The sequence below is a fragment of the Chryseolinea lacunae genome, from assembly GCF_016735595.1.
In the GTDB taxonomy this organism is placed as follows: domain Bacteria; phylum Bacteroidota; class Bacteroidia; order Cytophagales; family Cyclobacteriaceae; genus Chryseolinea; species Chryseolinea lacunae.
The window spans coordinates 1,225,210-1,248,022 of the sequence record NZ_JAERRB010000001.1; the positions used below are offsets into that span (position 1 = coordinate 1,225,210).

General features: G+C 52.7%; 20 protein-coding genes. 9 read left to right on the plus strand and 11 right to left on the minus strand.

The window, feature by feature from the left end; translation table 11 throughout:
* The first annotated feature begins 309 nt into the window (after positions 1–309).
* A complete protein-coding gene (locus JI741_RS04895; RefSeq protein ID WP_202007872.1) occupies positions 310–885 on the plus strand; it encodes an arylesterase in 576 nt (191 codons plus the stop codon).
* Positions 886–888: 3 nt separating this feature from the next.
* Here the strand turns inward: JI741_RS04895 and JI741_RS04900 are convergent, their stop codons facing one another.
* Positions 889–1,272, minus strand: a complete 384-nt coding sequence (locus JI741_RS04900; protein ID WP_202007873.1) for a response regulator — start codon at positions 1,270–1,272, stop codon at positions 889–891.
* 356 nt (positions 1,273–1,628) lie between these two features.
* Between JI741_RS04900 and JI741_RS04905 the strand changes: the two genes are divergently transcribed.
* The 3 genes from JI741_RS04905 to JI741_RS04915 all read left to right on the plus strand — a co-directional run bounded on the left by JI741_RS04905 (position 1,629) and on the right by JI741_RS04915 (position 3,488).
* Positions 1,629–2,060, plus strand: coding sequence for a VOC family protein (locus JI741_RS04905; protein ID WP_202007874.1), 432 nt, complete (start codon positions 1,629–1,631; stop codon positions 2,058–2,060).
* A 177-nt stretch (positions 2,061–2,237) separates the two neighbouring features.
* On the plus strand, positions 2,238–2,735 hold the full coding sequence (locus JI741_RS04910; RefSeq protein ID WP_202007875.1) for a methylated-DNA--[protein]-cysteine S-methyltransferase: 498 nt from the start codon (positions 2,238–2,240) through the stop codon (positions 2,733–2,735).
* Between the two features lie 84 nt (positions 2,736–2,819).
* Positions 2,820–3,488: a DNA-3-methyladenine glycosylase family protein gene (locus JI741_RS04915; protein WP_202007876.1), complete on the plus strand. Its 669-nt coding sequence runs from the start codon at positions 2,820–2,822 to the stop codon at positions 3,486–3,488.
* A gap of 30 nt (positions 3,489–3,518) precedes the next feature.
* Here JI741_RS04915 and JI741_RS04920 read toward each other — a convergent pair whose 3' ends face one another.
* The 10 genes from JI741_RS04920 to JI741_RS04965 form a co-directional block, all read right to left on the minus strand.
* Positions 3,519–4,889: a DUF4302 domain-containing protein gene (locus tag JI741_RS04920; RefSeq protein ID WP_202007877.1), complete on the minus strand. Its 1,371-nt coding sequence runs from the start codon at positions 4,887–4,889 to the stop codon at positions 3,519–3,521.
* 13 nt (positions 4,890–4,902) lie between these two features.
* The gene (locus JI741_RS04925) at positions 4,903–6,273 is read right to left on the minus strand and encodes a zinc-binding metallopeptidase (protein ID WP_202007878.1); all 1,371 of its coding nucleotides are present in this window, start codon (positions 6,271–6,273) and stop codon (positions 4,903–4,905) included.
* Between the two features lie 20 nt (positions 6,274–6,293).
* A complete protein-coding gene (locus tag JI741_RS04930) occupies positions 6,294–7,769 on the minus strand; it encodes a RagB/SusD family nutrient uptake outer membrane protein (protein WP_202007879.1) in 1,476 nt (491 codons plus the stop codon).
* Positions 7,770–7,817: 48 nt separating this feature from the next.
* Positions 7,818–11,393, minus strand: a complete 3,576-nt coding sequence (locus tag JI741_RS04935) for a SusC/RagA family TonB-linked outer membrane protein (protein ID WP_202007880.1) — start codon at positions 11,391–11,393, stop codon at positions 7,818–7,820.
* Positions 11,394–11,640: 247 nt separating this feature from the next.
* Positions 11,641–12,696, minus strand: a complete 1,056-nt coding sequence (locus JI741_RS04940) for a FecR family protein (protein WP_202007881.1) — start codon at positions 12,694–12,696, stop codon at positions 11,641–11,643.
* Between the two features lie 35 nt (positions 12,697–12,731).
* Entirely contained in the window at positions 12,732–14,624 is a 1,893-nt protein-coding gene (locus JI741_RS04945; protein WP_202007882.1) for a T9SS-dependent choice-of-anchor J family protein, read from the minus strand.
* Between the two features lie 133 nt (positions 14,625–14,757).
* Entirely contained in the window at positions 14,758–15,333 is a 576-nt protein-coding gene (locus JI741_RS04950) for an RNA polymerase sigma-70 factor (protein ID WP_202007883.1), read from the minus strand.
* A 224-nt stretch (positions 15,334–15,557) separates the two neighbouring features.
* Complete coding sequence (locus JI741_RS04955) at positions 15,558–16,319, minus strand: LytR/AlgR family response regulator transcription factor (protein ID WP_202007884.1); 762 nt, start codon at positions 16,317–16,319, stop codon at positions 15,558–15,560.
* Positions 16,300–17,319: a sensor histidine kinase gene (locus JI741_RS04960; RefSeq protein WP_202007885.1), complete on the minus strand. Its 1,020-nt coding sequence runs from the start codon at positions 17,317–17,319 to the stop codon at positions 16,300–16,302. The genes JI741_RS04955 and JI741_RS04960 overlap by 20 nt, the downstream gene beginning before the upstream one ends.
* A gap of 280 nt (positions 17,320–17,599) precedes the next feature.
* Positions 17,600–18,382: a DUF1223 domain-containing protein gene (locus JI741_RS04965; protein WP_236675867.1), complete on the minus strand. Its 783-nt coding sequence runs from the start codon at positions 18,380–18,382 to the stop codon at positions 17,600–17,602.
* Between the two features lie 413 nt (positions 18,383–18,795).
* Here JI741_RS04965 and JI741_RS04970 point away from each other — a divergent pair, with 413 nt between their 5' ends.
* From JI741_RS04970 to JI741_RS04990, 5 genes are all read left to right on the plus strand, one after another.
* Entirely contained in the window at positions 18,796–19,740 is a 945-nt protein-coding gene (locus JI741_RS04970; RefSeq protein WP_202007887.1) for a heme-binding domain-containing protein, read from the plus strand.
* A gap of 10 nt (positions 19,741–19,750) precedes the next feature.
* Positions 19,751–20,206: a hypothetical protein gene (locus JI741_RS04975; RefSeq protein ID WP_202007888.1), complete on the plus strand. Its 456-nt coding sequence runs from the start codon at positions 19,751–19,753 to the stop codon at positions 20,204–20,206.
* 83 nt (positions 20,207–20,289) lie between these two features.
* Positions 20,290–21,066, plus strand: a complete 777-nt coding sequence (locus JI741_RS04980) for an alpha/beta hydrolase (protein WP_236675868.1) — start codon at positions 20,290–20,292, stop codon at positions 21,064–21,066.
* Positions 21,067–21,228: 162 nt separating this feature from the next.
* Positions 21,229–21,696: an organic hydroperoxide resistance protein gene (locus JI741_RS04985; RefSeq protein ID WP_202007889.1), complete on the plus strand. Its 468-nt coding sequence runs from the start codon at positions 21,229–21,231 to the stop codon at positions 21,694–21,696.
* 89 nt (positions 21,697–21,785) lie between these two features.
* Positions 21,786–22,811, plus strand: coding sequence for an alpha/beta fold hydrolase (locus tag JI741_RS04990; protein WP_236675869.1), 1,026 nt, complete (start codon positions 21,786–21,788; stop codon positions 22,809–22,811).
* The last annotated feature ends 2 nt before the right edge of the window (positions 22,812–22,813 follow it).

Sequence of the window (22,813 nt, forward strand, 5' to 3'; positions counted from 1 at the left end):
CTTTTAAATAATCTAGAAAAAAAGGGTTTCTGCATAAGAAACCCTTTTCTTTTTTACGCCAGGGCAGTTGGGGCATAATCCCCCAAATAGCCGCCGCCCAGGGCCAAATCTCCTCTATTGAACATTCAGAAAAGTGGCTTTTCATTTTGACGGGGGCGACGTGAGATTTGGCATGTATTTTACCATAGTGACCGCAAAAGACACCACACTTGGGTGAAACGAAACTATTTTGATGGAATTCAGGGTTTCGTATGGAGAAAAACGAAAACTTTGTTGAACATCTAAGGCACTTACTTCTTTAACGGAAACATGCAAAACATTCTCTTTTTTGGCGACAGCATTACGGCGGGCTATGGGTTGGCAAATCCGACGACGGAGTCTTTTCCGGCGTTGATCCAGCAAAAAATTCAGCTTGAGCATCTGCCCTATAAAGTGACCAACGGGGGCTTGAGTGGCGACACATCGTCGGGCGGGCTGAGCAGGCTTGATCACTGGCTACGGCAGCCGGCGGATGTGTTTGTGCTGGAGCTTGGCCTGAACGACATTATCCGCGGTCTTCCCAACTCGTCTACCCATCACAACCTGGAAAAGATTCTTCAAAAGGTTTCGCTCAAGTATCCTTCGTGCCAGCTGGTGATTCTTGGCGTTGAAGTTCCCTTGTTTAGCTCGGCCGAAAAAATTGAGGAGTTCAGAAAGATTTTTCGTGCGCTGGCCACGGCACACGGCGCCGTGTTTGTGCCGTCGTTGCTGGAGGGTGTGGTGGGTGTGAAACACCATATTCTCAAAGACGGTCTTCATCCTTCTGACAAAGGTCACCAGGTGATTGCCGAAACCGTGTGGGCTGTGCTGAAACCTTTGCTGGCACCGCAGCTGCACAAGCTGTGAAGTCTATTCCGAAGTGATGCTGGCCATGAAACCGCGCAAGGCCATCACCAGGTCGCTGAAGCTGTCGGGCTTTTTCAGGAATTTGACGTGGGGGTCGGAAAAATGGGCTGTGAGGGTGGGATTGAATTCGGTGCTGATGAGCACGATGGTGAGCGCACTCATCCCCGGAAGCGCACGGATGATATCTACGGATTCGTATCCCCCCAGCAAGGGCATGTTCACATCGATGAACAACAGGTCGGGTTTCAGCGTGCCTTCCTTTAAACACGCCACTATGTTTTGACCGCTTTCAATTGCAATGCAGGGCTGATGGGGATTTATTTCCAACAGCGCTTCACAAAACAGCACCCGGTCGTCTTCATCATCATCTACTACGACTATTACCATGGCCTATCTTTGATTTGACTTTGAAAGGGCGTTTCTCACCGTATGGATACACGCCAGTAAGCAGAAGTTGATAATAACCATGCCGTGTTTGCGAAACCCGTTAGATTGAACGATTCGCAGGTGTGCGTTGCTCCCCCATCGTGAAGTTGGGCAATTCGTTTCACGCTTATGGTGCGGCCGTCACCTTATGTCTACAACGCTGCCGGCACGCATCGGGAGTAAATTATTTGTCACTTGAGTTTGTGCCCACCTGCATTCCATATGATTTCTGTGTTCTGCGTGAAGTTTTAGTTTTATCTTCAGGTTAACGTATGACGCACGGGGTATCGCCCTGGCATTTGCAGACACGGACCATTATGACTAAAGTTAATCCCTACCTGTTTTTTGACGGCAACTGTGAAGAGGCTTTTCTCTTTTATAAGTCAGTTTTCCGGAGAGAGTTCAACTACTTAGGACGCTACAAAGACGTTCCGAAAACAGACCGGCACATCTTTGCCGCGCACGACGAAAAGATCATGCATGTGACATTGCCGATCAGCGACGAAACCACCCTGATGGGCTCGGACCATGCAGAATCGCATTCCGCATCAGCATCGGGACCGGTTGATAATTTTGCGCTCTACATCAATACGGACAGCCGGGCCGAAGCAGACCGGTTGTTTAGTGAACTTTCGGTTGGTGGTGACATTAAAGTGCCCATGACAGAAACCTTCTGGGGATCTTACTATGGAATTTTTAAAGATCGATTTGGAATCAACTGGAAGATAACGTTTGACTTGCCGCGATGAATAAACCTTCTAGCTCAAAAAAAATACGGCTTCTGGTTTGATGTGGCCGGGCCATCTCCCTATGCTGTGACGCCTGCCAATTTGGAGCACACAGTTCTATTTTTACTGCCGATGTCGCAACCTGATGTAGTGTTTGATGGTTTATGGTTTGACAACGACATGATTAAAACGGTGCGCATGGAATACGCTTACACAACCATCAACTCCCCCGTCGGCATTTTGAAATTGATTGCCAGCACACAGGCACTGGTCGCCATTTTGTGGCAACACGACGATGGCGAGCGCGTGTCGGTGCATGGCGATGCCGAAAGGGATGATGCACATCCCATACTCCTGGAAACAAAAAAGCAGCTGACGGAATATTTTGACAAGAAGCGCGAAACCTTCACGCTTGCGCTGGACTTTGAAGGGACGGGGTTTCAGAAAAAGGTGTGGCAGGCGTTGCTCACCATTCCCTATGGCACCACCACAACCTATGGCCACATTGCCGAACAGGTTGGCAATGCAAAAGCCGTTCGCGCTGTGGGCGGTGCGGTCAACAAAAATCCGATCTCGATCATTGCCCCGTGTCACCGGGTGGTGGGCAGCACGGGCAACCCGGTTGGGTTTGGCGGAGGGCTTCACAACAAAGCCATTCTGCTACGCCTGGAAGATCGGAATCCTTCGCTTTTTTAAACGTGGTGCGCAACTCTGTTGGTGTATTTTCGTCTTCACTTCTATTGTGGCTTCACCAACACCCCTTCATATCCCCCAACCTTTGTGATACAAACCTTCTCGACCGAAAACTTCCACACGCTGTGCGACACGCTGGCCGCGCAGGATCGTGCGCTGGATCTGATTCTGAAAACGCATGGCTACCCGCCCATGTGGACAAGACCCAACACGTTCGAATCGCTGGTGCACATCATTCTGGAACAACAGGTGTCGCTGGCTTCGGCACTGGCGGCGTTAAATAAACTCCGTGACAAGATAAAAAAGATAACGCCCGAACGACTTCTGTCGCTGACGGACGAAGAACTGAAAGCGTGCTATTTCAGCCGGCAGAAAATGGTGTATGCACGCCTGCTGGCCGAAGCCATTCAAAACAAAACGTTTGTTCCCAAAGCGCAGGAGAAATTATCCGACAGCGCGGTGCGTACCAACATCGTGGCCCTGAAAGGTCTTGGGAACTGGAGTGCCGATATCTACCTCATGTTTGTGTTGCGCCGGGCCGACATTTTTCCGCCGGGCGATCTTGCCGCCGTGAATGCCCTGAAGCAGGTGAAGAAGTTGCCCAAGGATGTTGATCCTGAAAAGTTGCTGAGCATCACGAAGCGATGGCAACCCTATCGCAGCGTGGGCACCATGATGTTGTGGCATCATTATCTGGAGACCCGGAAAAAACCGAGTGCTGCCGGGGAGAAGATCAAGAAAGCGATATCGTTGTGATATCGCTATTCTGCCTGACGACAATTCTCCTTACTGCGCGGGCAAGTATCCGCCGAAATGATAGTCTTGTTCCTCCTGGCTAAAAAATCCGGCCACCACGTTGAAGCCGCCGCCGACATACTTCACGGCAAACGTGTCGTTGTCGAAATGATTGAGCATGCCGATGAGGTCGTTGTAGAGCAGGCCTCCGTTCTGGTCGACGTCTTCCATTTTAAATTTCAGAATGCCGCCGTCGCGTAGCTGATACGAGTATGTGTATTGCGCTGCGTAGAGACTGACTGAACCGTTTTGTCCGGGCTGTGTGAACGTGACCACAAATTGCATGAGGCCGGTGTTGGGTGGGAACACCAACCGGATGTCGCGAAGGGTCAGGCGGTAGAGACCGTTGTATAGTGCGGCCGCCGTTTCATTGTAAAGATCCGTGAACGCGTCTGACTGGCCGGGCAGCGGGTAGATGCCTGCGCCTTCGGGCAAGGTGGCGGTGATCAGTTTTTTGTCGAGCAGGCTGGCGAGCGAAACTGTGGGTTCAAAAATGAACGTATCTTCCGAGCCCACCAGCGGCAGGCCATCGGCTTCGTTCACGAAATAGGATTTTGTTTCGTCGTTCCACAACAGCGCGTGGACGGAAAAGCCGTGAATGGTGATGGGGGCTTTCAGCACGATGCCGTTGATTGAAAACGTGTAGGAGGTGCGTGGCGATTTGATGGTTGTGCCGTCGCTGTCGATGTACTGGAATGACACCAGCTTTTGTGGAATGCTCAGCGCCATGGGCACCACCGTTTGGTCGGGCAGGGTGAGGCGATAGCCGTTGAAGGCTGTGAGGTAGGCGGACGTTTCCTGTAACAAATCCAGAATCCGATCGCCCACAATGGCGCTTTGTTCTTCGGCGCTGGCTTTCACCAACACCAGTTCGGCGCTGTGTTGCACACCCTTCATCACCACGCTGTCGCCCGCGGTGCGCACAATGGCAAACTCAAAATCCGACAACAGGCCACTGCCGGGCAGACCGTTGTTCACGTTGCCGTCGGGATCGGCTGGCAAGTGAATGTAGGAGTAGGTGGTGAAGCTTAGCGTGGCACGTTGCAGGGCCTTTAGTGCCCAGGTGGTTTCCATGGGCTCTCCTGCTGTTTCCTCGTTAAAGTCCGAGAGCATCGTTACCTGTCCGCCGGGTTTGAAATCGAAATAATAAAAATAGCCTGCGCCGGTGCCCGTGTAGAGCGATGCCTTCCAGCCATTGGGTGCGTTCATGAGCAGGGTGTTGTATTGGTCCAGTTCGGCCTGCGCGCGCTGGTCGGGTGTTTCTTTAAAGATGGTGTCATAGTTCCGGTCGCACGCGGTTGTCAACAGCAATGCACAGAGCCAGACGATGCCAAGGGTGGGCTGTATAAAAAGTTTCTTCATCGTTGTCGGGTCCTTAATTTTCCAATACACCAAAACAGAAATTTGCGGGAGAGTCTTGTGGATAGAGTCCAACATACACCTCGCCGCCACACGATTCCACCCAGTCGAAACGGAACGTCCGGTTCGCGAAGAATGCGTTGAGCGCTCCCACACCAAGGTCGTTGTTGAGATACATGCCGTTCTCGTCGGCATAGCTCATCAACACCGCGATGGTGCCGTCGTCCTGGGGAATGAGGAAATAATAGAATGTTGCCTGCTTGTATACTTTGTCTTCGTCGCTCAGATCGTAGTAATATAATTTCAGGGCGAGTTCGTCGGCGGCGGTGTAGTAGAGTTTGAAATTGTAGTCAAGAGCAAGACCGGCTTCGTGCAACACGCGATTGTCTTGTGCGAAGCGCAGCGAAAATTCGCTCGGCTCTGCCATTTGACTCAGGTCAAAACGCACGGTGGTTTTTTCTTTTTCAAAGCCCCACACATCGGCCAGCGGTGGCAGTTCTTCGGGGCCTTCGCCGGGAGGTGCAATGGCGTTGATGGCTTCCTGCACCTTGGTTTGCAACGCATAAAAATCGATGTTGAACGACTCGCGATAATATTGCACCACGAGCGCTTCTTTCTTTCGCAACAGTGAAAGGCTGTTGCTGTTTGTTCCACACGCCAGAATAGCCTCATAGCCTTCCTTGCCTTCGATGAGCATGGTGGCAATCATCTCCACAAAATCTTCGTCGGGCGACGCCATGGCATAGTTGGTGATGAACCCGGCCCCGCGTGCCTGCGCCACCGAGTTGAAACGCCAGTCGCTGGTGTATAGTCCGGGTGTTATTTCGCGGAAGGCCGATGGATAGGAAAGTGTTTGATTGAGGATGTGGCCAAATTCGTGTTGCACAATGTGCATGAGTTGCTTCACGGCCGAACGTTGTGTGGGATCGAACGCGTTCACCACATAGAGCATCACCTTGCGTCCGCCTTCGGCTGTGCCCAGCGTAAACGTGCCGTCGGGGTTGTAGCGCGCACTGCCGATGGTGACAAACTGTTTCGGGCAATATTGTTTCACAAAGGTGGCGCCGGCCAGATCGGAATAGGGATCGATCCACACTTTTTTCACCACCTCCATCACCGGCCGGATCTGCGAAACTTTGGGTGGCACAAGCGTGCGGAAAAGATCGCCTTCGGATGCATCCCAATGATATTTCACTTCGATGTTGTAGGGGTTTGTGAAATTGGACAGCAGCCATTTGTCAAGCTCCGAATCGGGATGGTTGTTGTCGTTGGTCACATAGTCGGTCCTGGAAGGATCGACCGCTTCGTTGTAGCCATCCTTGCACGCCAGCGGCAACACCAGCAGGAGGAGCATCAGCATCCCTATCGATAGTTTCTGTGTCTTCATGATCATGGTCGTTTGGGGCGTTAGCGCGGATTTGGGTTGAGACCGCCAACCGAAATAGCCTCGGCCGGAATTTGCAGTGTGCGTCGCGGATCGTTTGGTCCCAGCGTCAGGCTTTGTCCGTCGTACGATGTGTGTGTTACCGGAATTTTGTGCCGGAGAATGTCGAACCACCGCAGACCTTCGTGCAAAAATTCTACACGGCGCAGTTCCAGTATGCCGCGCACGATGGCCTTCTTGTTGTCGGTTTCCTCATAGAGATTGTAGAGGCGGTTAAACGTGACGTTGTTCACCTTGGGGTCGTAGTTGAGCACCCGCATGCTGATGAAGCGGTTCATGTCGTCGAGTGCTTCGTGAAGCTGCACCTGCATGGCCAGCGCTTCCGCACGACTCAGCAACACTTCTTCTACCGAGAACAACGGGATGATGGCATACGAATAGCCCGTGCTGGCGTTCATGCCCGTGCGCACAAAGTGTTCGCGAAACTTGAACACAAAATTCACCCCGGTGTTGGTATAGTATGTTGAATAGGCATAGTTGCCCGCAGCGGGATTGTTGAGGAAAAACATTTCTGCTCTCCTGACCGCGCCGGTGGAATAGCGCAGCTGGTTGAAGCTCGTGCCCCAGTTCGATTGCGTGTCGCACAACAACAGGTTTGCTTTTTCGGTGGAGCGTGTGTAGGTCAGCGTCAATTCATTCGACGTGAGCGTGCGGTAGGTTGTGGTCCAGGGGCGCAGCATCGACGGGATGTCGTTCACGTTGAGCACGGCGTTGGCGTGTTCAATCACTTTGTCATATTCTTTTTTGAACAGATAGAACCGTGTGGCAAAAGCATGCGATGCGGCCCGTGTGAAATGAAAGCGTGCAAGGTTTGCGCCGTTTGTGCCTGATCCTTCATAGGCATGATCGTCGATGAGGGGCAGGCCTTCGGTGAGATCCTTCTCGATCATGGCATAGACATAGGCCACGGTTTTGCGATCGTATAGTTTGAGCGACACGGTTTCCGGATCGGTCACATAGGGAATGCCCTGATCGCCCGTGGCGGTTTGGGGATCATACATTTTGGCAAACAGGCTCACCAGCATGAAGTGCGAATAGGCTCTTGCCAAAAGTGCTTCGCCTTTCTGCGCGTCATAAAACGTTGAGTCGTTGCTTTGGCGGATGGCACGCAGGGCGTGATTGGCTGCCGCGATGGCGGTGTAGCATCCGTTCCAGTAAAATTCGGGCGAGTCCTGCCACGTAGCCGACGCATCGCGCCAGAACCAGGGGTCGCCGTTGGTCACGTCTTCGGTGCCACCAAAGTTGTCTTCCACGTTGTCGGACAACGCTTCACAAAAGGGAATGTAGTTCGCCTCCGGATATGCCGTCACCAATAGCTCCGCGATCTTCTCTTTCGAATCGAGACTGGCCCGGTTGTCGGGCGTCTCCGATAAAAAGTCGTTGCAGCCCGTCATCAACACCACGGTGGCTGCAAACAGGATCGATACTTTCTTTTTCATCCGATTACGTTTTAATACTTCGTTTTCAAATTTCATCTCCACCTTTCATCACAAGGTTAGTTTTAGCGACAGCGTGATTTGTCGCGGCACCGGCAGCGCCACCCCGCCCGAGCTAAAGAACTCCGGGTCCTGTCCATACAATTTTTTGTCGGCATAGACCAGCCACAGGTTTGTGCCCGTCACACTGACGGACGCATTGGTGAATGTGGTGCCGGACACCAATTTGTTGGGGAGCATGTAGCTGAGGGAAATGGTGCGCATCCGCACAAACGAACCGTCGGCCACGCGGGCGTTTGAATAGTTGTAGGTGTTGTAGGGATAGGTTGAGCTGAGGCCCGCCAGTACGTTGAGGTCGGCAATGGCCGGAATGTCGGTGCTCTTTTCATCGCCCGGCCTAATCCAACGGTCAAGAAATTCGCGCGGCATGGCGTCGAGGTCTGAGTAGCCATTTTTGAATGAAGGGTTGAGCCTGATTTTGTTTCCGGCCTGGTAGGTGAAAAACACGTTCAGCGTAAGTTGCTTATAGCGGAACGTGTTTGACAAACCTCCGGTGATGGTGGGATCGACCGACCCTTCATATTTGAGATATTGTGTGTTGAGGCTTTGCAGAAAAACATTCGTGCCCAGTTTGCCTTCGTGATCGATGAACGTGGGCACGCCGTTCTCCGGGTTCAGGCCCTGATAGTCGATGGAAAAAAGTCCGCGCACCGGGTAGCCCTGTTGCGCGCCGCCGTCCTGGAACACCAGGTTGTAGATGCGTGGCTGATTCTTCAGGTTGGTGATGCGGCTCTTGTTGTGGCTGAAAACAAAGTTGGTTGTCCACGTCAGTCCGCGGCGATCATAGAGTGTGGCGCCCAGCGAAAAGTCTATGCCGTGCGATTTCATGTCGGCATAGTTGATGGCCTTGTAGGGTTCGCCGCCAATGCCCGATGTTTTGATGACGCTGATGAGGTCGAAATGATTCCGGTTGTAGTAGTCGAAGGTGACGGTGAATTTGTTGAAGAAGCCCGTGCTTAATCCTACGTTCAGTTCATATTGTTTTTCCCACGTCAGGTCCTGATTCTCCAATCCGTCGATGATGATCTGCGACTCGGTTTCGTCGAAGTGTGGATGGGGTGTGGTGCCGCTGCGATACACCACCGACGAGTTTGTGGCATTGCCCACGTTTGCCGTGAGACCGTAGCCCGCCTTGAGTGTGAGGTAGTCGATGGCGCGCGCGTTGCTCATGAAACGTTCGGCATCGAGGTTCCACGCGCCGCTCACGTTCCAGGTGGGAAGCCAGCGGGCCGTGCGGGCTTCACCCAGTTTGTTCGAGCCGTCCATGCGCGTGGTGGCGTTCAGCACATACTTGTCGTTGAACGCATAGTTTGCCGACGCATAGAAGCTTGCATAACGTTCTTTGGAATAGCCCATGCCGAAATAGTTGAAGTTGCCTTCCAGCAGTTGTTTGATGATGAGATAGTCGGTGAATGCCACACCGCCTTTGTTGAATTGATAGCCGTAGCCGTTGTTGTAGGAATTCTGCCGGTCGATCATGCGCAACTCGTGACCCGCCACAAAATTCACCTGGTGTTTGGTGTTGAACACCTGCTTCAGCGTAAGCTGATTTTTCACATAGTAGCTTCGCATCTGGTCGTCGGACCGGTTATAGAAACCGCCTTCGGGCAACACCACCACGGGGTCGAGGTTGGGATAGTCGGGATTGTAATAGAGAAATTTGTTTCCCTGGCGGATCACCTGCGAGCCAGCGGCGCGATAGGCATTGGCCATATTTGAATCGTCGCCCACTTTGTGTTCGGTGGTGGTGCGCACGTCGCGCACGGCGCCGACAAATTCATACTTCAAGGCTTTTACGATCTGATAGCTGAAGTCGCCCTGCAGGCGAAGGTCGAGCAGGTTCAGGTCGATGAAGTTGGTCTGCGATTCTTTGATGATGTTGAACGGTGCATAGTTGCGTGTGAAATATTCCAGGTTGCCCGCGCCATCTTCGGCGGTGAGCACGCGGCTGGTGTTGAGGGCATAGCTGAAGGGGTTGATGTCGAAGTCGCGGTTGTAGCGTCCTTCCACCACATCGACCTGTCGTGCCACGGTGCCGGGCACGCGTTGCTTGCGCGACGAGCCGTTGGCGGTGAGGCCGAAGCGAACCTTGTCGGAAAGTTTGAACGTTGCGCTGGCATTCAGGGTGTAGCGGTCCACGTGGTCGGCAATGGTCCAGCCGTTGTCGTCATAGTAGCTTGTGGAGAAATACAACTGCGACACCTCCGTGCCCGACGACACTCCGAGGGAATGTTCCTGCACAAACGAATTTTTGAAGAGCTCGTCGAACCAGTCGGTGTTGACCAGCGCATAGCGCTGCAAAAACGCGCGACGCTCCTGCGGCGTGTTCAACAATTCGAACTGATCGGTTTCTTCGTTGAACGAGCTGTTGATGATGTCGTACATTTTTTTGTAGACCCCACCGTTTGGTCGCGACACCAGGTCGGAATGATTCAGCAACCCCTTGCGCTCCATCTCGGCATAGACCGACATCTGATCGGCCGAGTTCAGAATGTTGTAGTTGTTGTAGGAAGGCTTGAGATAGGTTGAGAAGTTTCCCGTGTAGGTGATGACCGGCTTGCCCACACGTCCTTTTTTTGTTTTGATAACAATCACCCCGTCTTTGGCGCGCGCGCCATACAACGCCGTGGCCGAAGCGTCTTTCAGGATGGTGATGCTCTCGATGTCGTCGGAGTTGAGTCCTGCCACCGAAGAACCGATGAGGGTGTTGGGATCACCCGTGGTAAGTTGTTCCGCAGAAATATTCACCACGTCTTCCAGCACCACGTTGTCGACCACCCACAAGGGTTTGTTGTCGCCGGTGATGGACGTGGCACCGCGCACTCTGATTTTTGGCGCAGCCCCAAACGTGCCCGACACATTTTGCACCGACACGCCCGCAGCGCGGCCTTGCAACATGCGACTCACATCGAGGGTGCCGTCGGTTTTAAAATCTTTCGAGGCCAGTGTCACCACCGCGCCCGTGAACAAACGCTTGTCCACTTCCTGATAGCCGGTAGAAACCACGGTGACTTCGTTCAGCGTTTTTGCCTCCACCGCCAACTCGATGTTGATGGTTGTTTCGTTGGTCACCTTCACTTCGGAGCTGATATAACCCACAAACGAAAACACGAGCGTGACACCGGGGTCCACGTCCAGCACATATTCACCATTCACATTCGTAACAGTTCCGGTGCCCGTTCCTTTCACGGTCACGTTCACACCGGGCAGCGAAGATTTTATGTCGGCACCCGTCACTTGTCCGCGCACTCTTATTTTTTCGGGACTGTCTTTCAGCACGATCACGATCAGCTTGCCCTCCAGAAATTTATGAGTGAGCTGTGTGTTGTTCAGCATGCGAATGAGCAGGGCACCGATGGGTTCGTTCTGTGCCGTGAGTGAAATTTTCTTTTCCAGGTCTCGAAACGAATCGTTATAGAAAAAAGAATATCCGCTCTCGCGCTCAATGGCATGCAACGCCTGACGGATGGTGACATCCTTCAGCTCAAGACTCACGTTTTGAGAATGCGCCGTGCCCGCCAGCGAAACACCGAGGGGGATCAATAGTAGCAAAAGCCAGATTTTCATAACCAACGCCGTTTTAAGTAATACTGGCCACAGGTTTCCTTGGCCGTATCCATTTTTTTTCATAGAATTCGCTGGGATTAGGTAAAATAATATCGTTCCACTCCGTCACAGGGTTGGTAACTGTTTTGTCTGTCCTAAGGGATCAGGAGATGTGTCAGCATCTTTTGATCCCGCTTTTTTTCAGGCGATGACTATGGTTATGTGAGGTTGTATTGTCTTTTCATCGATCGGGGTTTAAGGTTTGTTATCAAGGTGTGGGTGTTGTCTGATATTTTGATTTCGTGTTTTTGTTCTCGCGCAGTGTCACGCTTTTTTCGTGAATCACAAATTCGATCGGCGACGTGAGCGCCAGCGCCTTCAACACTTGTTCCAAACTGAATTGCTGAATGCGGCCGGTATATTTGTAAGCCTCCAGGTTTTCGTCTTCAAACTGAATGGTGACGTTGTAGAGCCGTTCGATTTTTTTTGACAACTCGCGCAACGATTCGCCGCGCACGGTCAGCCAGCCGTCTTTCCAATCGGCTTCCGCAGCACCATCGATATTTTTCTGAAGCACCAGCGGATGTGTGCCGCGTTCGGCGGGCAATCCCTGCAGGGTGAGTTTCTCGTTGGGGCGAATCAATATTTCTTCGGCCACACCGGCGGCGTTCACGCGGTTCACTTTCAGGCTGCCGCGGATCAGGGTGGTGCTCACCTCATCGTCGTCGCGATAGGCTTTCACATTAAATGCTGTTCCCAACACCGAAATCTCGTAGGCCACGGTTTGCACTTTGAAAGGAACCTTGCGTTTCTCCACATCAAAAAACGCTTCGCCTTCCAATGCCAGGTCGCGATTGTCGCTTCCGAAATGTTGATCGAACGAAATGCGCGAGCCGGCATTCAGCCACACGTGCGAGCTGTCGGGCAACGTCACATAGGTGCGCGCACCGGCCGGCGCTTCAATTCGCGTGAGGAGGGTTTGGGTGGTCGACGGTTTGCTGAACATCCACGCGCCATAGGCACTCACGATCACAAAGGCAAGCATGGCCGCATAGCGCAGCCACGTTGTCAACACAAATTGCTTCGCGGGTTGTTGTGTGGTCCGGATCTTTGCCAGCACCGTTTGCCAGTCTTCGCCCACATTGATCTTTGCATAGGCCGAGGCCTCGAGGGCATGCCAGTGTTTTTCGATCAATGCAAAATCATTTTTAAATTTTTCATTGCGCAGCACAACCTCCCACTCTACTTGCTCGGCATCGGAAAGACCTTCTGTTAACCGCTTCGAAGCGAGATACCAGTTTCTGTCGTCGTTGTTTTCTTCCATCGTGTTTGTATAAAAATGATTTCCTGTTTTGTCGATCAATGCGCGCCCGTGTCTTTCACCACCATGAGCTTGCGGGCTGTGGTGTTGCTTCCGCGCAGGCGCACCACATAGGGTCCTGCCGGAAGATGCGCCACATCAAGTTCCACACGCTCGTGTTTGCCCGCTGGCATAAACCCTTTGTCCTGAACATGCACCGTCTGGCCCATCGTGTTTGTTACTTCCAGCACCACGTTGGTGGGTCTGTGCAACAGCATGTCGATGTTGGCTTTTTCGTTTGTGGGATTGGGGTAGAGTTCAGAGAGCTCGTAGGAGAAAGGACCTTCAACGCCCAGGGGCACTTCGAATGTGAAGTCCAGGTTCACCACACCGTTGGCGGCGTTGGGATCGCCCGGGCCCGCGCCTTCGCCTGTTACACGAATGAAAAACTCCTGCCCATTGGCCACCGGGAAATTCGAAATGCGCGATTGCAACACCAGTGCGCTTTCGTCGATGTCTTTGCTGCACGCCAGCTGGTCGCCGTTCACATCCTGAATGAGCAGCATCGTGTTGAACTTGCTCGTGGACAGATCGACCGTGATCACCCCCGCGGCCGGTGCTTTGAAATGCCACCACACCGAGTTCGATCCATCTTTGGCCGAACCATTGTTGGGCGTGGCACAATAGGCAAGACGCTCCACCACAATCTCTGTTTCGAACGTGGCCTTATAGTTGTAAGAACCCGTGTGCACGGTGGTGCCGGGCGAAGGTTCAATTTCAATGGCATCGGCATAGTTGTCGTTCACCGGCACATCGGGCACCACGGCATGGGTGGCTGCTGTTGTGCTCAACGTGGTGGCATGTTCAACACCGTTCACCACCACACGCTCGAACGTGGCATCCACTTCGGGATAGGGAAAGGTGAGCACGGCATCGTCGGCTTCGAGCGTATACATGAGCCAGAAATAGTTGTCGCCGCGTGCAAGGTCCTGAAAACCTTCGATGGTGAATTCATTTCCGGGATCGGTAATCGAGCCATACACGTCGGCATACACTTCGCCTGTTTCTTCATTGGTAGACAGGAACGAATCGCCATAGGTGGTGTAGAGCATGGCTTTCTTGATCTTCACTTTGGGAGACGAGGCGGCCGTGGTGAAGGTGAGCGCCGAAATGTCGGCGCTGCCGTTGTCGCCCGCTGTGCGCACCACCACGCTGATGATGACCGTGGTGCCCGACTCCACCACGCGGATCACGTTGCTGAACGAACCAAATATTTCTCCCGCGGTATAGTCGAGCGGCTGCACGGCGCGTACCCACACGTTGTCGAGATACCAGTTCTCGCTTCGGGGAAATGGATTCTCCGGGTCGGAGCTCTCGCCCGTCACCGGATTTTTATGCACGAACGCAATGTAGATGGGCTTGTCTTTGTAGGCGGCAAGGTTGAGCAAGAGGCGCTCGGAATATAAATAGCCGGGAAACTCCGGTTCCGTATAACTCTTCAACACCGTGGTGAAGTCGGCGCGGTTAGCGGTCTTGGTAGAGATGCGTACTTCGTAGGTTGATCCATAATCATCCCACACAAACTCCTGGCCCGAGTCGAAGATGAGGTAGTCGTTGGCGCGGGGTGTGATCTGCGGCGTGACCAGCCAGTCTTCGTCTATTTTTCCGGGCAGCGCATACTCCACGCCGCTGGTCATCACTTTGGGACCAAAGAAGCCATAGACCGAGCGCACCCAGCCGTTGCCCTGGTCGCCGTTGAGCGAATAGGATTTCCAACCCACGGGCACTTCGCCCGAGGCGGTGCCGTCGAACGTTTCATAAAACGTGGGGTCCTGTGCCCGGGCCTGCAGCGTGGCCATCGCCAACACCACCGCCATGAATCCCTTCCGGAATTCAATCCCAATCCTAACCTTGCCGACGCGAGAAAAGAAGACCGTAAAAATTCTATCCATAGAAAACCATTAGGGTGAAGCGCTGCTTGAATTATGCTACAGACAGCAAAAGGATGAGCACCCCTTAAAAGGTTTTCGGATTTTTTTGAATATTTTTCTTGAGACGCTGCGGCGCGCCACGGAAAGACGCGTGTCAGAAGAGGGCGGTCAGTGCGTCGCAGCAAAACATCGCGAGGGTGATGACCCACTCGGCCAGGCGCTTCAGGGCAATGGAAATCTGGGTTTCAACCGTTTTCACGGAGATGTTGAGTTGGGTGGCGATGGCCTGGTGCGAGAGCCTGTTCATGCGGCTCATGACAAAAATCTCGCGGCATTTTTCGGGAAGGCGGTCGATGGCCTGCATCAGAATTTCTTCCTGCTCGGCGGCCATCATGTGTTCGAGCGCATTGTCGTTCGACACCAGGGGATAGTTATACCCCATCATGCGTTTCTTCTCCACCTTGTCTGACGCGATGAAATTGAGACAGGCGTTGCGCACACTTTGATAGAGATACATGCGCAGTGAAAAGCGGATGTCGAGCGTTGCCTGCTTTGACCACATGCGCACAAAAAATTCCTGCACAATCTCCTTGGCATCCTCCACGTCGCCCACATATTTTATGGCGAACACGGTGAGCGGACGGTAATAGAGATCGAACACGAGCTTGAATGCTCGTTCGTCTCCGTCGCGCATCCGACGAATCACATCCTCTTCCAGGTTTTCTTCCACAGGCTATTTGCTCCACTGCCGCACGGGTATGACCACATCGCCTCAAAAAAACGATCAGGGCTTCCGGGCAGGCGGATAAAAATAGCAAAAAAGTTTATCGCGCAACTTCAAACGATTGTTCGACGGCGGTGGGGCTGGATTTCCCGCGGCTTTAGCAAGAGGATGAAGGCGGGAATTTTTCCCGGTTGATCTTTGGATTATTTACAAAAAATGAAGGCGCCGCATTATCGCGTCTCCAGCCAGTTCAAAAAACCGCTGGTCTTTTCTTTTCCGATGAGCAGTTTGTCGGGCGTGGGCACCGTGAGTTTAACAAACAGCTTTCTGTCAAAATAATGCTCCACCTCCTTCACGGCACTGAAGTTGACGAGGTACTGGCGGTTGAGCCTGAAAAATTGTTTGACCGACAACATGGCCTGCACCTGGTCCATAGTCTGTGTGAGGTTGTATTCCTGCCCCTGGAAGGTCACGATGGTGGTGGATTCGTTTTTGATGTAGATGAACGCGATGGCGTCGGTTTGCACCGTGGTGTATTTGTTGCTCTTGAAAACCAGGAAGCTTTTTTTGCCTTCGTCGAGCCCCATTTTTTTTAGCAGCCCATCCAGATCGGGTTGCTGATTTTGCTGGAAGAAGTTTTTAAAGTTATCGACTTTTTCGAATGCTTCTTCCAGTTGTTCTTTCGAAAACGGCTTCAGCAAATAGTCGATGCCGTTTGCTTTTATGGCGTCCATGGCATATTCGCCAAAGGCGGTGCAGAACACCACGGGGCATTGAATTTTCACGGCCTTGAAGATGTCGAAGCACATGCCATCGGAAAGCTGCACGTCCATGAAGATGAGGTCGGGCTGTGCGTTCTGCGTCAAAAACTCCACGGCGCTTTCGATGCTCTGCAGTTGCGCCACCAGGGTGGCGTCGGGCCGGAGTTTTGCGATGAGTGCCGCCAGCGACTTCGCCGCTTTTATTTCGTCTTCAATGATTACTATTTTCATGAATGATGGGAAGTTTGATAGAGAATGTGGTCTCACTGACCTTGATCTCGATCTTCTTGTTGATTAAATGGATATAGCGCTGATTGATGTTCTCAAGTCCCATGCCGGTTGATGCTTCCGGGGTGCGTTTAAGTTGCAAGGCATTTTCCACCACCAGCTCATCGCGCTCGGCGTAGACACGAATGTGAAGCGGCCGGTGCAACGACACAACATTATGCTTGATGCAATTCTCTACGAGCAGTTGCAGTGTGAAGGGAGGAATGAATGATGCATAAAGCGCCTTGTCGATGTCGATGTTCAACGCGAAACCTTCTTCGAAGCGTGCTTTCAGCAGGAACACATAGGACTGCAATATTTCCAGCTCTTCGGAAAGTTTGATCAGGTTAAGCTTGCGGCTCTCCAACGTGAAGCGATAGAAATCGGAGAGCTTGAGTATAAAATCTTCGGCATGCGCATCGTGGCTTTCCACCATATACTTCAGGGTGTTCAAACTGTTGAACAGAAAATGCGGATTCACCTGTTGTTTCACCAATTCATATTGCGCGCCCATGTTGTCGGTTTTGGTGCGCTCCAGCTCGATGGCAACCTGCTGGTTCTGGTAGCTCTGATACACCAGGTGCAGAAACATATAGAACGTGAGGTTGATGAGAATGCCCCGCACCTCGATCATGAGCATGACCGGACCAAAGTCGAGGTGCGACAGGATGTACTGTTGGGCGCAGGCCAGAATAAACATCATGGCCATTCCGATGAGCAGGCTTTTCACAAGTCGCACCACAGACAACCCGCTGGCCACATCGCGCGAGGAATAGACCGGCAGCGTGTAGATGTTGTAGTACCATATAAATATGGCAAACAAAAACGTGATCAATGAATTGACGGCGGCCTCATAGGGATTGAAGTGCGACTCGGCCACTTTGGGCACCGACATGAGCACGCCCAGAAAAAAGGAGCTTAGCCAGACTATCCAGTTCGATATTTTAAATGCTTTTGTATTCATGTGTAGCGCCGCTGACGGCTCACTTTTTTTGTTGGCGTTTCGAGAGCATTGATACTTTACCTCCCAGGCCTGCGTAAAAATATTCAACATTCCGTATGATGTTGTCTTTTCAATAGCCGAAGTGGACAAATTTTGAGGTGAGGTTGGCCATTTCTCACGTCATCTGCCCGGCGTGAACCGGGTCCGGACCGTGTGGCGGCTGAATATACCACAGAATCCACGGTATACTTCATGCCATTGTCCAACCTACCTCCGCTCCTGCGCGTTCCAGCAGGAATCGCTAGTTCACATCAAACCGCGCCGCGCCGAGGATGTGACCATCGGATTTCTGCTGCACAAAGCCGATCACTTCCCACCCGTTGGCACCATCGTCCGGAAAATTGAGGGACACATTTTGCTGATCGTTGCGTGCTACAGGCACGCGTAACAATCCGCGCACGATTTGAATGTGGGCCAGGCTCCGGCCCATATTTTCGCCAGCCTTCACTTTGCTCAATGCCGATTTTTGCACCAACGCCAGCACCAGCTCCGTGTCTTTTTTCGAAACCGAAACCTGATAAACAATGTCAACACGCTTGTCTGCTAATGTTCCTTTAAGTGTCAACACATTTGCGGCGGATTGTGCCAGACCGTTGGCGATGGCGCGGCCGATGCGGGATTCGTCGGAACCAACATATTCGGTTGCGCCGTTCACGACCACCTGGGGTGTATACAATGTTCCGAGGTTGAGCCATTCGGCATACTGACGTTGCCGGTTCGAAAATTCGGGATCGCCAAAGCGGTCTTTCCATCCCTGGTGATCCCAATAGTCGACGTGAAAGGCAAGAATATAAATCTGATCGTTGTTGTTTTCGCGCTGAATCTTTTCCACCAAGGCATCAGCTGGAGGACAGCTCGAGCAGCCTTCGGACGTGAAGAGTTCCACTACGGCAAAGCCCCTGGCATCGTCCGCACGTCCTGGATTTTTAATTACGTCGGCCGCAGGCGAAAACGAAAAGGCCGCGGCGGCCACGACCACCACGGCAAGGACAAGAAGATTAATTGATTTCATTACGATGTTCATAAAAAGTTAAAATCAGGTCGACCGACCCGATTGCTGACACAAAATTATTTGACACACCACCGGGCTCATAGTGCATCGCCGCCCAAGCAGACAAATTCGGTGGTGAGCCTGGCAGCTTCCATCCTAAACTATACAGCCCGTTTTCCGCCTATGAGCCTGCACACGCCTTGGGTTGTCGTCCTAAAAGTTGAACGCAACACCACAGCATGTTTTTGAAATAAAGTCGTGCTGTCTGCCTGGGGTCGGCTTTGTCCACTTCACACCTCATTCTGCCGACTTAGCCCAGATTCTGACAGCCCACGTGACACGGGCCGCCTACTTTTGAAACGAACTCAAAAACAAACGCCCTGCGCGGCGCGACAATCACCTGCACACACTTCACTCATTATATCACGACTTAAAAAAATCAACACATGAAATTATCCAGCACGAAACGATCGAGAATACTCCTGGTGGCATTGGGCATTCTATCCCTGATTGTGATCGGGATGCAATTTGCAGAACCCGCAATCAGCAACCCTCCGCCAACCGGCACCTTTGCCGGGCCCGACTCGGTGGTGACTATACTTGAGCGGTCGTGCTACAATTGTCACTCCAACGAAACACGTCTGGCGTGGTATGACAAGATTGCTCCGGTGTCGTGGCTGGTTTCGGCCGATGTGCGCAAAGCCCGGAGCCGTTTCAACTTTTCGCATTGGGATAGTTTGTCGACTACCGATCAGGTCACCAAACTTTGGTATATGGTGAACATGGCTGATCAGGGAAAAATGCCGCTGGCGACCTACACCGCCGTCAACCCTTCCGCGAAATTATCTGAACGCGAAATCAGGACGCTGAAAAATTATGTGGTGGCGCTCGCCGCGAACACTTCGAAAACAAATGGCGCTAAAACTCCGCCATCAACACCCGTGACCCGTCCCTCCACAATACCCGCTTCACCAAATGGCATCCGCTACATCGAAGGCTTTCGGAACTGGAAGGTGATTGCCACTACCAATCGCTTTGACAACGGCACGATGCGCGTGGTGTATGGCAACGACATTGCCGTGAAAGCCATTACCGAAAACACCATCAACCCCTGGCCCAACGGTGCCATCATTGCCAAGGTGGTGTGGAACAAACAGGCTGAAGACACAACGGGAACCGTACGCGCCGGAGACTTTAACAATGTGCAGTTCATGGTGCGCGACGACGTCAAGTATAAAAACACAGAGGGCTGGGGGTTTGCGCGGTTCAGCACACCCAAGCTTGTGCCCTACGGCAACACGATTGCATTCGACGTGGACTGCATCAACTGTCACCGTCTTGCGTCGGCAAACGGCTTCGTGTTCGACATTCCCACTCACCAGAAATACTAAAACCCACATCATGAAAACAAAAACCTTGCTCTTTGCCATGCTGCCCCTGCTGGTTGCGGCATGCCAAACCCCATCCCAACCCGATCTGGCACCCGAGACGTTGTTTGACAACGCGGGGCTTGACGTGATCACCTCGTCGTTCAACACCCGCCAGCAAACCATGTCGACGCTCTATGGCAACACCGCGGCGCTGCGCGCGGCCACAGACTCCAGCAAACACGTGGCGGGCGAAGAATATACGCTGGTGACGTGGGAACAGAAACCCAATCCGCTGTGGTTTGGCAGCAACATTAACGGCGCCGTCAAAACCATCGAACACGTGACCACATCGCTCGACTCCGGAGGTGTGGTGGTTATGCACTACGAACTCGTTCAAGGCAAACCTGAAGACCGCGTGCCAGCTACCCCCGACGATGCGCAACGGATCGTGTATATCCTTCAGCAACGGGCGTCCTTTTTTCCATAGTGCATCGCCTCAGAATATTTTGTTTCATCTCATCATAAACACAGTTCATAACCTAATCAACAAACAAACAAAAAATGAAAACCATGATTCGTAAACAAACACTTCTTTCGGCCTTGCTTGCCGTTGTTCTTTCCTTTATCACGTTGGGTATGGCGAATGCTCAAACGACGGGCGCTGCAAAAAACATTGTCATTGTACACGGGGCTTTTGCCGACGGCTCCGGTTGGGAAACCGTTTTCAAAATTCTGACACGCCGGGGGTATCGCGTGACGATGGTGCAGAATCCGCTCACCTCGCTCGAAGACGACGTTGCCGCCACAGAACGCGCGCTCGACAAACAAGAGGGTCCGGTGGTGTTGGTTGGACATTCGTGGGGCGGCACGGTGATCACGCAGGCCGGTGTGTCTTCGAAGGTGAAAAGCCTTGTGTATGTGGCCGCCTTTGCACCCGACGCAGGCGAGTCTACCCTTGACCTGGCCAAGACCGCGTCGCCCTCGCCCGAAAATGGAATTCTTCCTCCCGACGACAAAGGTTTTATCTACTATGACAAGGCAAAGTTTCGCGCGGGATTTGCCGCCGATGTGAGCCAGGAAAAAGCCGACTACATGTATGCTTCACAAGGCCCGATTGCCGTGAAATCGTTTATCACCCCCGTGACCCAGGCTGCCTGGAAAACAAAACCAGCGTTTGGCATCGTGGCAACGGAAGACAAAAGCATCGCGCCCGACCTTGAACGCTCTATGTATAAACGCATCGGCGCTGTGGTGACGGAAGTGAAAGGCAGTCATGTCATTTTCATTTCCAAACCGGAAGCCGTGGCCAATGTGATCGAGGCTGCCGCCAAAGCCGCGGCGAAATAAACCCGCTCCGCGATGGACAACGTGAGCGGAGGTTCGCGGCGAGCAATGTCCACTTCGCGGCCGAAGTAGTCCAGTTGGAGGGTTTTGCTCCAACCCGGCCCTGAGGCCCGCGTATCTTTACATATCAAATACAAAACATCACTTACTAAAAAAAATAAAATTATGGAAACGCACACTGTAGATTCTGTTATCGCCACCAACGCCCCTGCGCAAATCACCGAAGCCGCCAAAGTATTGTATACCGGCAAGACCCACACCACCGGCGGCCGCGACGGCGCATCGTTAAGTTCGGATGGTCAGTTGAACATCAAGCTGTCAACACCCGGCACACCGCACCCCGGCACAAACCCCGAGCAGTTGTTTGCTGCCGGATGGTCGGCCTGTTTCATTGGCGCCATCGGCATTGCCGCCGGTAAACTAAAAATCAAACTGCCCAAAGAACTGGCTGTTGACACCGAAGTGGACCTGTGTAACCAAGACGGCGGCTACTTTCTGCAAGCCCGTCTTAATGTGAGCCTGCCCGGCATTGACCCTGAAGTGGCCCGTGCCCTTGTGGACACTGCGCATCAAACTTGCCCTTATTCAAAAGCCACACGCGGCAACATCAATGTGGCCATCAACCTGGTTTAATTTCATTCAGAAAAGAACCCTACCCGCGTTCATGGGCAGGGTTCTTTTTTTTTCCCATTCATCACGCAACACGTCTAACCGCTAAACCCATGTCGCAAGTCTCCACGCATACCCCGCGCAGCTTTTCTAATGCTGTCTCTAAATTTCTGATCGTTGCCGGAATTTTCATGTCCGGTCTCAGCACTGCCCAACCTTCATCAACACAAAAAACTGTTTCCGCTTTCAGCACACTGAAGCAGATCAATGCCGGGTTGCTCAATGTTGGATATGTGGATGCCGGACCTTCGCACGGCAAGGTGGTGATTCTGTTGCATGGCTGGCCCTATGACATCCACAGTTTTGTGGACGTGGTTCCCATCCTGACGTCGGCTGGCTATCGTGTCATTGTTCCGCACCTGCGCGGCCACGGCACCACGCGCTTTCTTTCCGATAGCACTGTTCGCAACGGACAACAGTCTGTGGTGGCGCTCGACATCATTGCTTTGATGGACGCGCTGAAAATAGACAAGGCCATTCTGGCGGGCTATGATTGGGGCGCCCGCACGGCCGACATCATCGCGGCACTGTGGCCAGACCGTTGCAAGGCGCTGGTGTCGGTGAACGGATACCTCATCAACAACCTGGAACGCAACAAACAGCCGCTGCCTGCGCGCGCCGAGTGGGGCTGGTGGTATCAATATTATTTTGCCACCGAACGCGGACGCGCCGGCCTTGACGCAAACCGCGCCGACCTGGCCAAACTCATCTGGAAATTTAATTCTCCGAAATGGAACTTCGACGACGCCACGTTCGCACGAACCGCCAAGTCTTTCGACAACCCGGACTATGTTACCATAGTCATTCACAACTACCGCTGGCGACTTAGTTTGGCCGAAGGCGAATCGCAATACGATTCCCTGGAGAAAACGTTGGCCGCCGGTCCTGTCATCACCGTTCCAACCATCACCTTAGACGGCGATGCCGACGGCGTGGTGCCTGCAACCGATGGAACATCGTACAGCAAAAAGTTTTCAGGCAAGCGCACGCACCGCATTGTTGCTGGCGCAGGTCACAACCTGCCGCTCGAAGCACCTCAGGCATTTGCACAGGCCGTGATGGATGTGGATGGGCATTGAAC

Bases quoted from the DNA above. Each gene is read 5' to 3' on its own strand.
- JI741_RS04895 (WP_202007872.1), top strand. From the start codon at position 310: ATGCAAAACATTCTCTTTTTTGGCGACAGCATTACGGCGGGCTATGGG.
- JI741_RS04975 (WP_202007888.1), top strand. From the start codon at position 19,751: ATGAAAACAAAAACCTTGCTCTTTGCCATGCTGCCCCTGCTGGTTGCG.
- JI741_RS04965 (WP_236675867.1), bottom strand. From the start codon at position 18,382: ATGAACATCGTAATGAAATCAATTAATCTTCTTGTCCTTGCCGTGGTG.
- JI741_RS04905 (WP_202007874.1), top strand. From the start codon at position 1,629: ATGACTAAAGTTAATCCCTACCTGTTTTTTGACGGCAACTGTGAAGAG.
- JI741_RS04920 (WP_202007877.1), bottom strand. From the start codon at position 4,889: ATGAAGAAACTTTTTATACAGCCCACCCTTGGCATCGTCTGGCTCTGT.
- JI741_RS04940 (WP_202007881.1), bottom strand. From the start codon at position 12,696: ATGGAAGAAAACAACGACGACAGAAACTGGTATCTCGCTTCGAAGCGG.
- JI741_RS04990 (WP_236675869.1), top strand. From the start codon at position 21,786: ATGTCGCAAGTCTCCACGCATACCCCGCGCAGCTTTTCTAATGCTGTC.
- JI741_RS04945 (WP_202007882.1), bottom strand. From the start codon at position 14,624: ATGGATAGAATTTTTACGGTCTTCTTTTCTCGCGTCGGCAAGGTTAGG.
- JI741_RS04970 (WP_202007887.1), top strand. From the start codon at position 18,796: ATGAAATTATCCAGCACGAAACGATCGAGAATACTCCTGGTGGCATTG.
- JI741_RS04925 (WP_202007878.1), bottom strand. From the start codon at position 6,273: ATGAAGACACAGAAACTATCGATAGGGATGCTGATGCTCCTCCTGCTG.
- JI741_RS04930 (WP_202007879.1), bottom strand. From the start codon at position 7,769: ATGAAAAAGAAAGTATCGATCCTGTTTGCAGCCACCGTGGTGTTGATG.
- JI741_RS04955 (WP_202007884.1), bottom strand. From the start codon at position 16,319: ATGAAAATAGTAATCATTGAAGACGAAATAAAAGCGGCGAAGTCGCTG.
- JI741_RS04985 (WP_202007889.1), top strand. From the start codon at position 21,229: ATGGAAACGCACACTGTAGATTCTGTTATCGCCACCAACGCCCCTGCG.
- JI741_RS04960 (WP_202007885.1), bottom strand. From the start codon at position 17,319: ATGAATACAAAAGCATTTAAAATATCGAACTGGATAGTCTGGCTAAGC.
- JI741_RS04900 (WP_202007873.1), bottom strand. From the start codon at position 1,272: ATGGTAATAGTCGTAGTAGATGATGATGAAGACGACCGGGTGCTGTTT.
- JI741_RS04980 (WP_236675868.1), top strand. From the start codon at position 20,290: ATGATTCGTAAACAAACACTTCTTTCGGCCTTGCTTGCCGTTGTTCTT.
- JI741_RS04935 (WP_202007880.1), bottom strand. From the start codon at position 11,393: ATGAAAATCTGGCTTTTGCTACTATTGATCCCCCTCGGTGTTTCGCTG.
- JI741_RS04910 (WP_202007875.1), top strand. From the start codon at position 2,238: ATGGAATACGCTTACACAACCATCAACTCCCCCGTCGGCATTTTGAAA.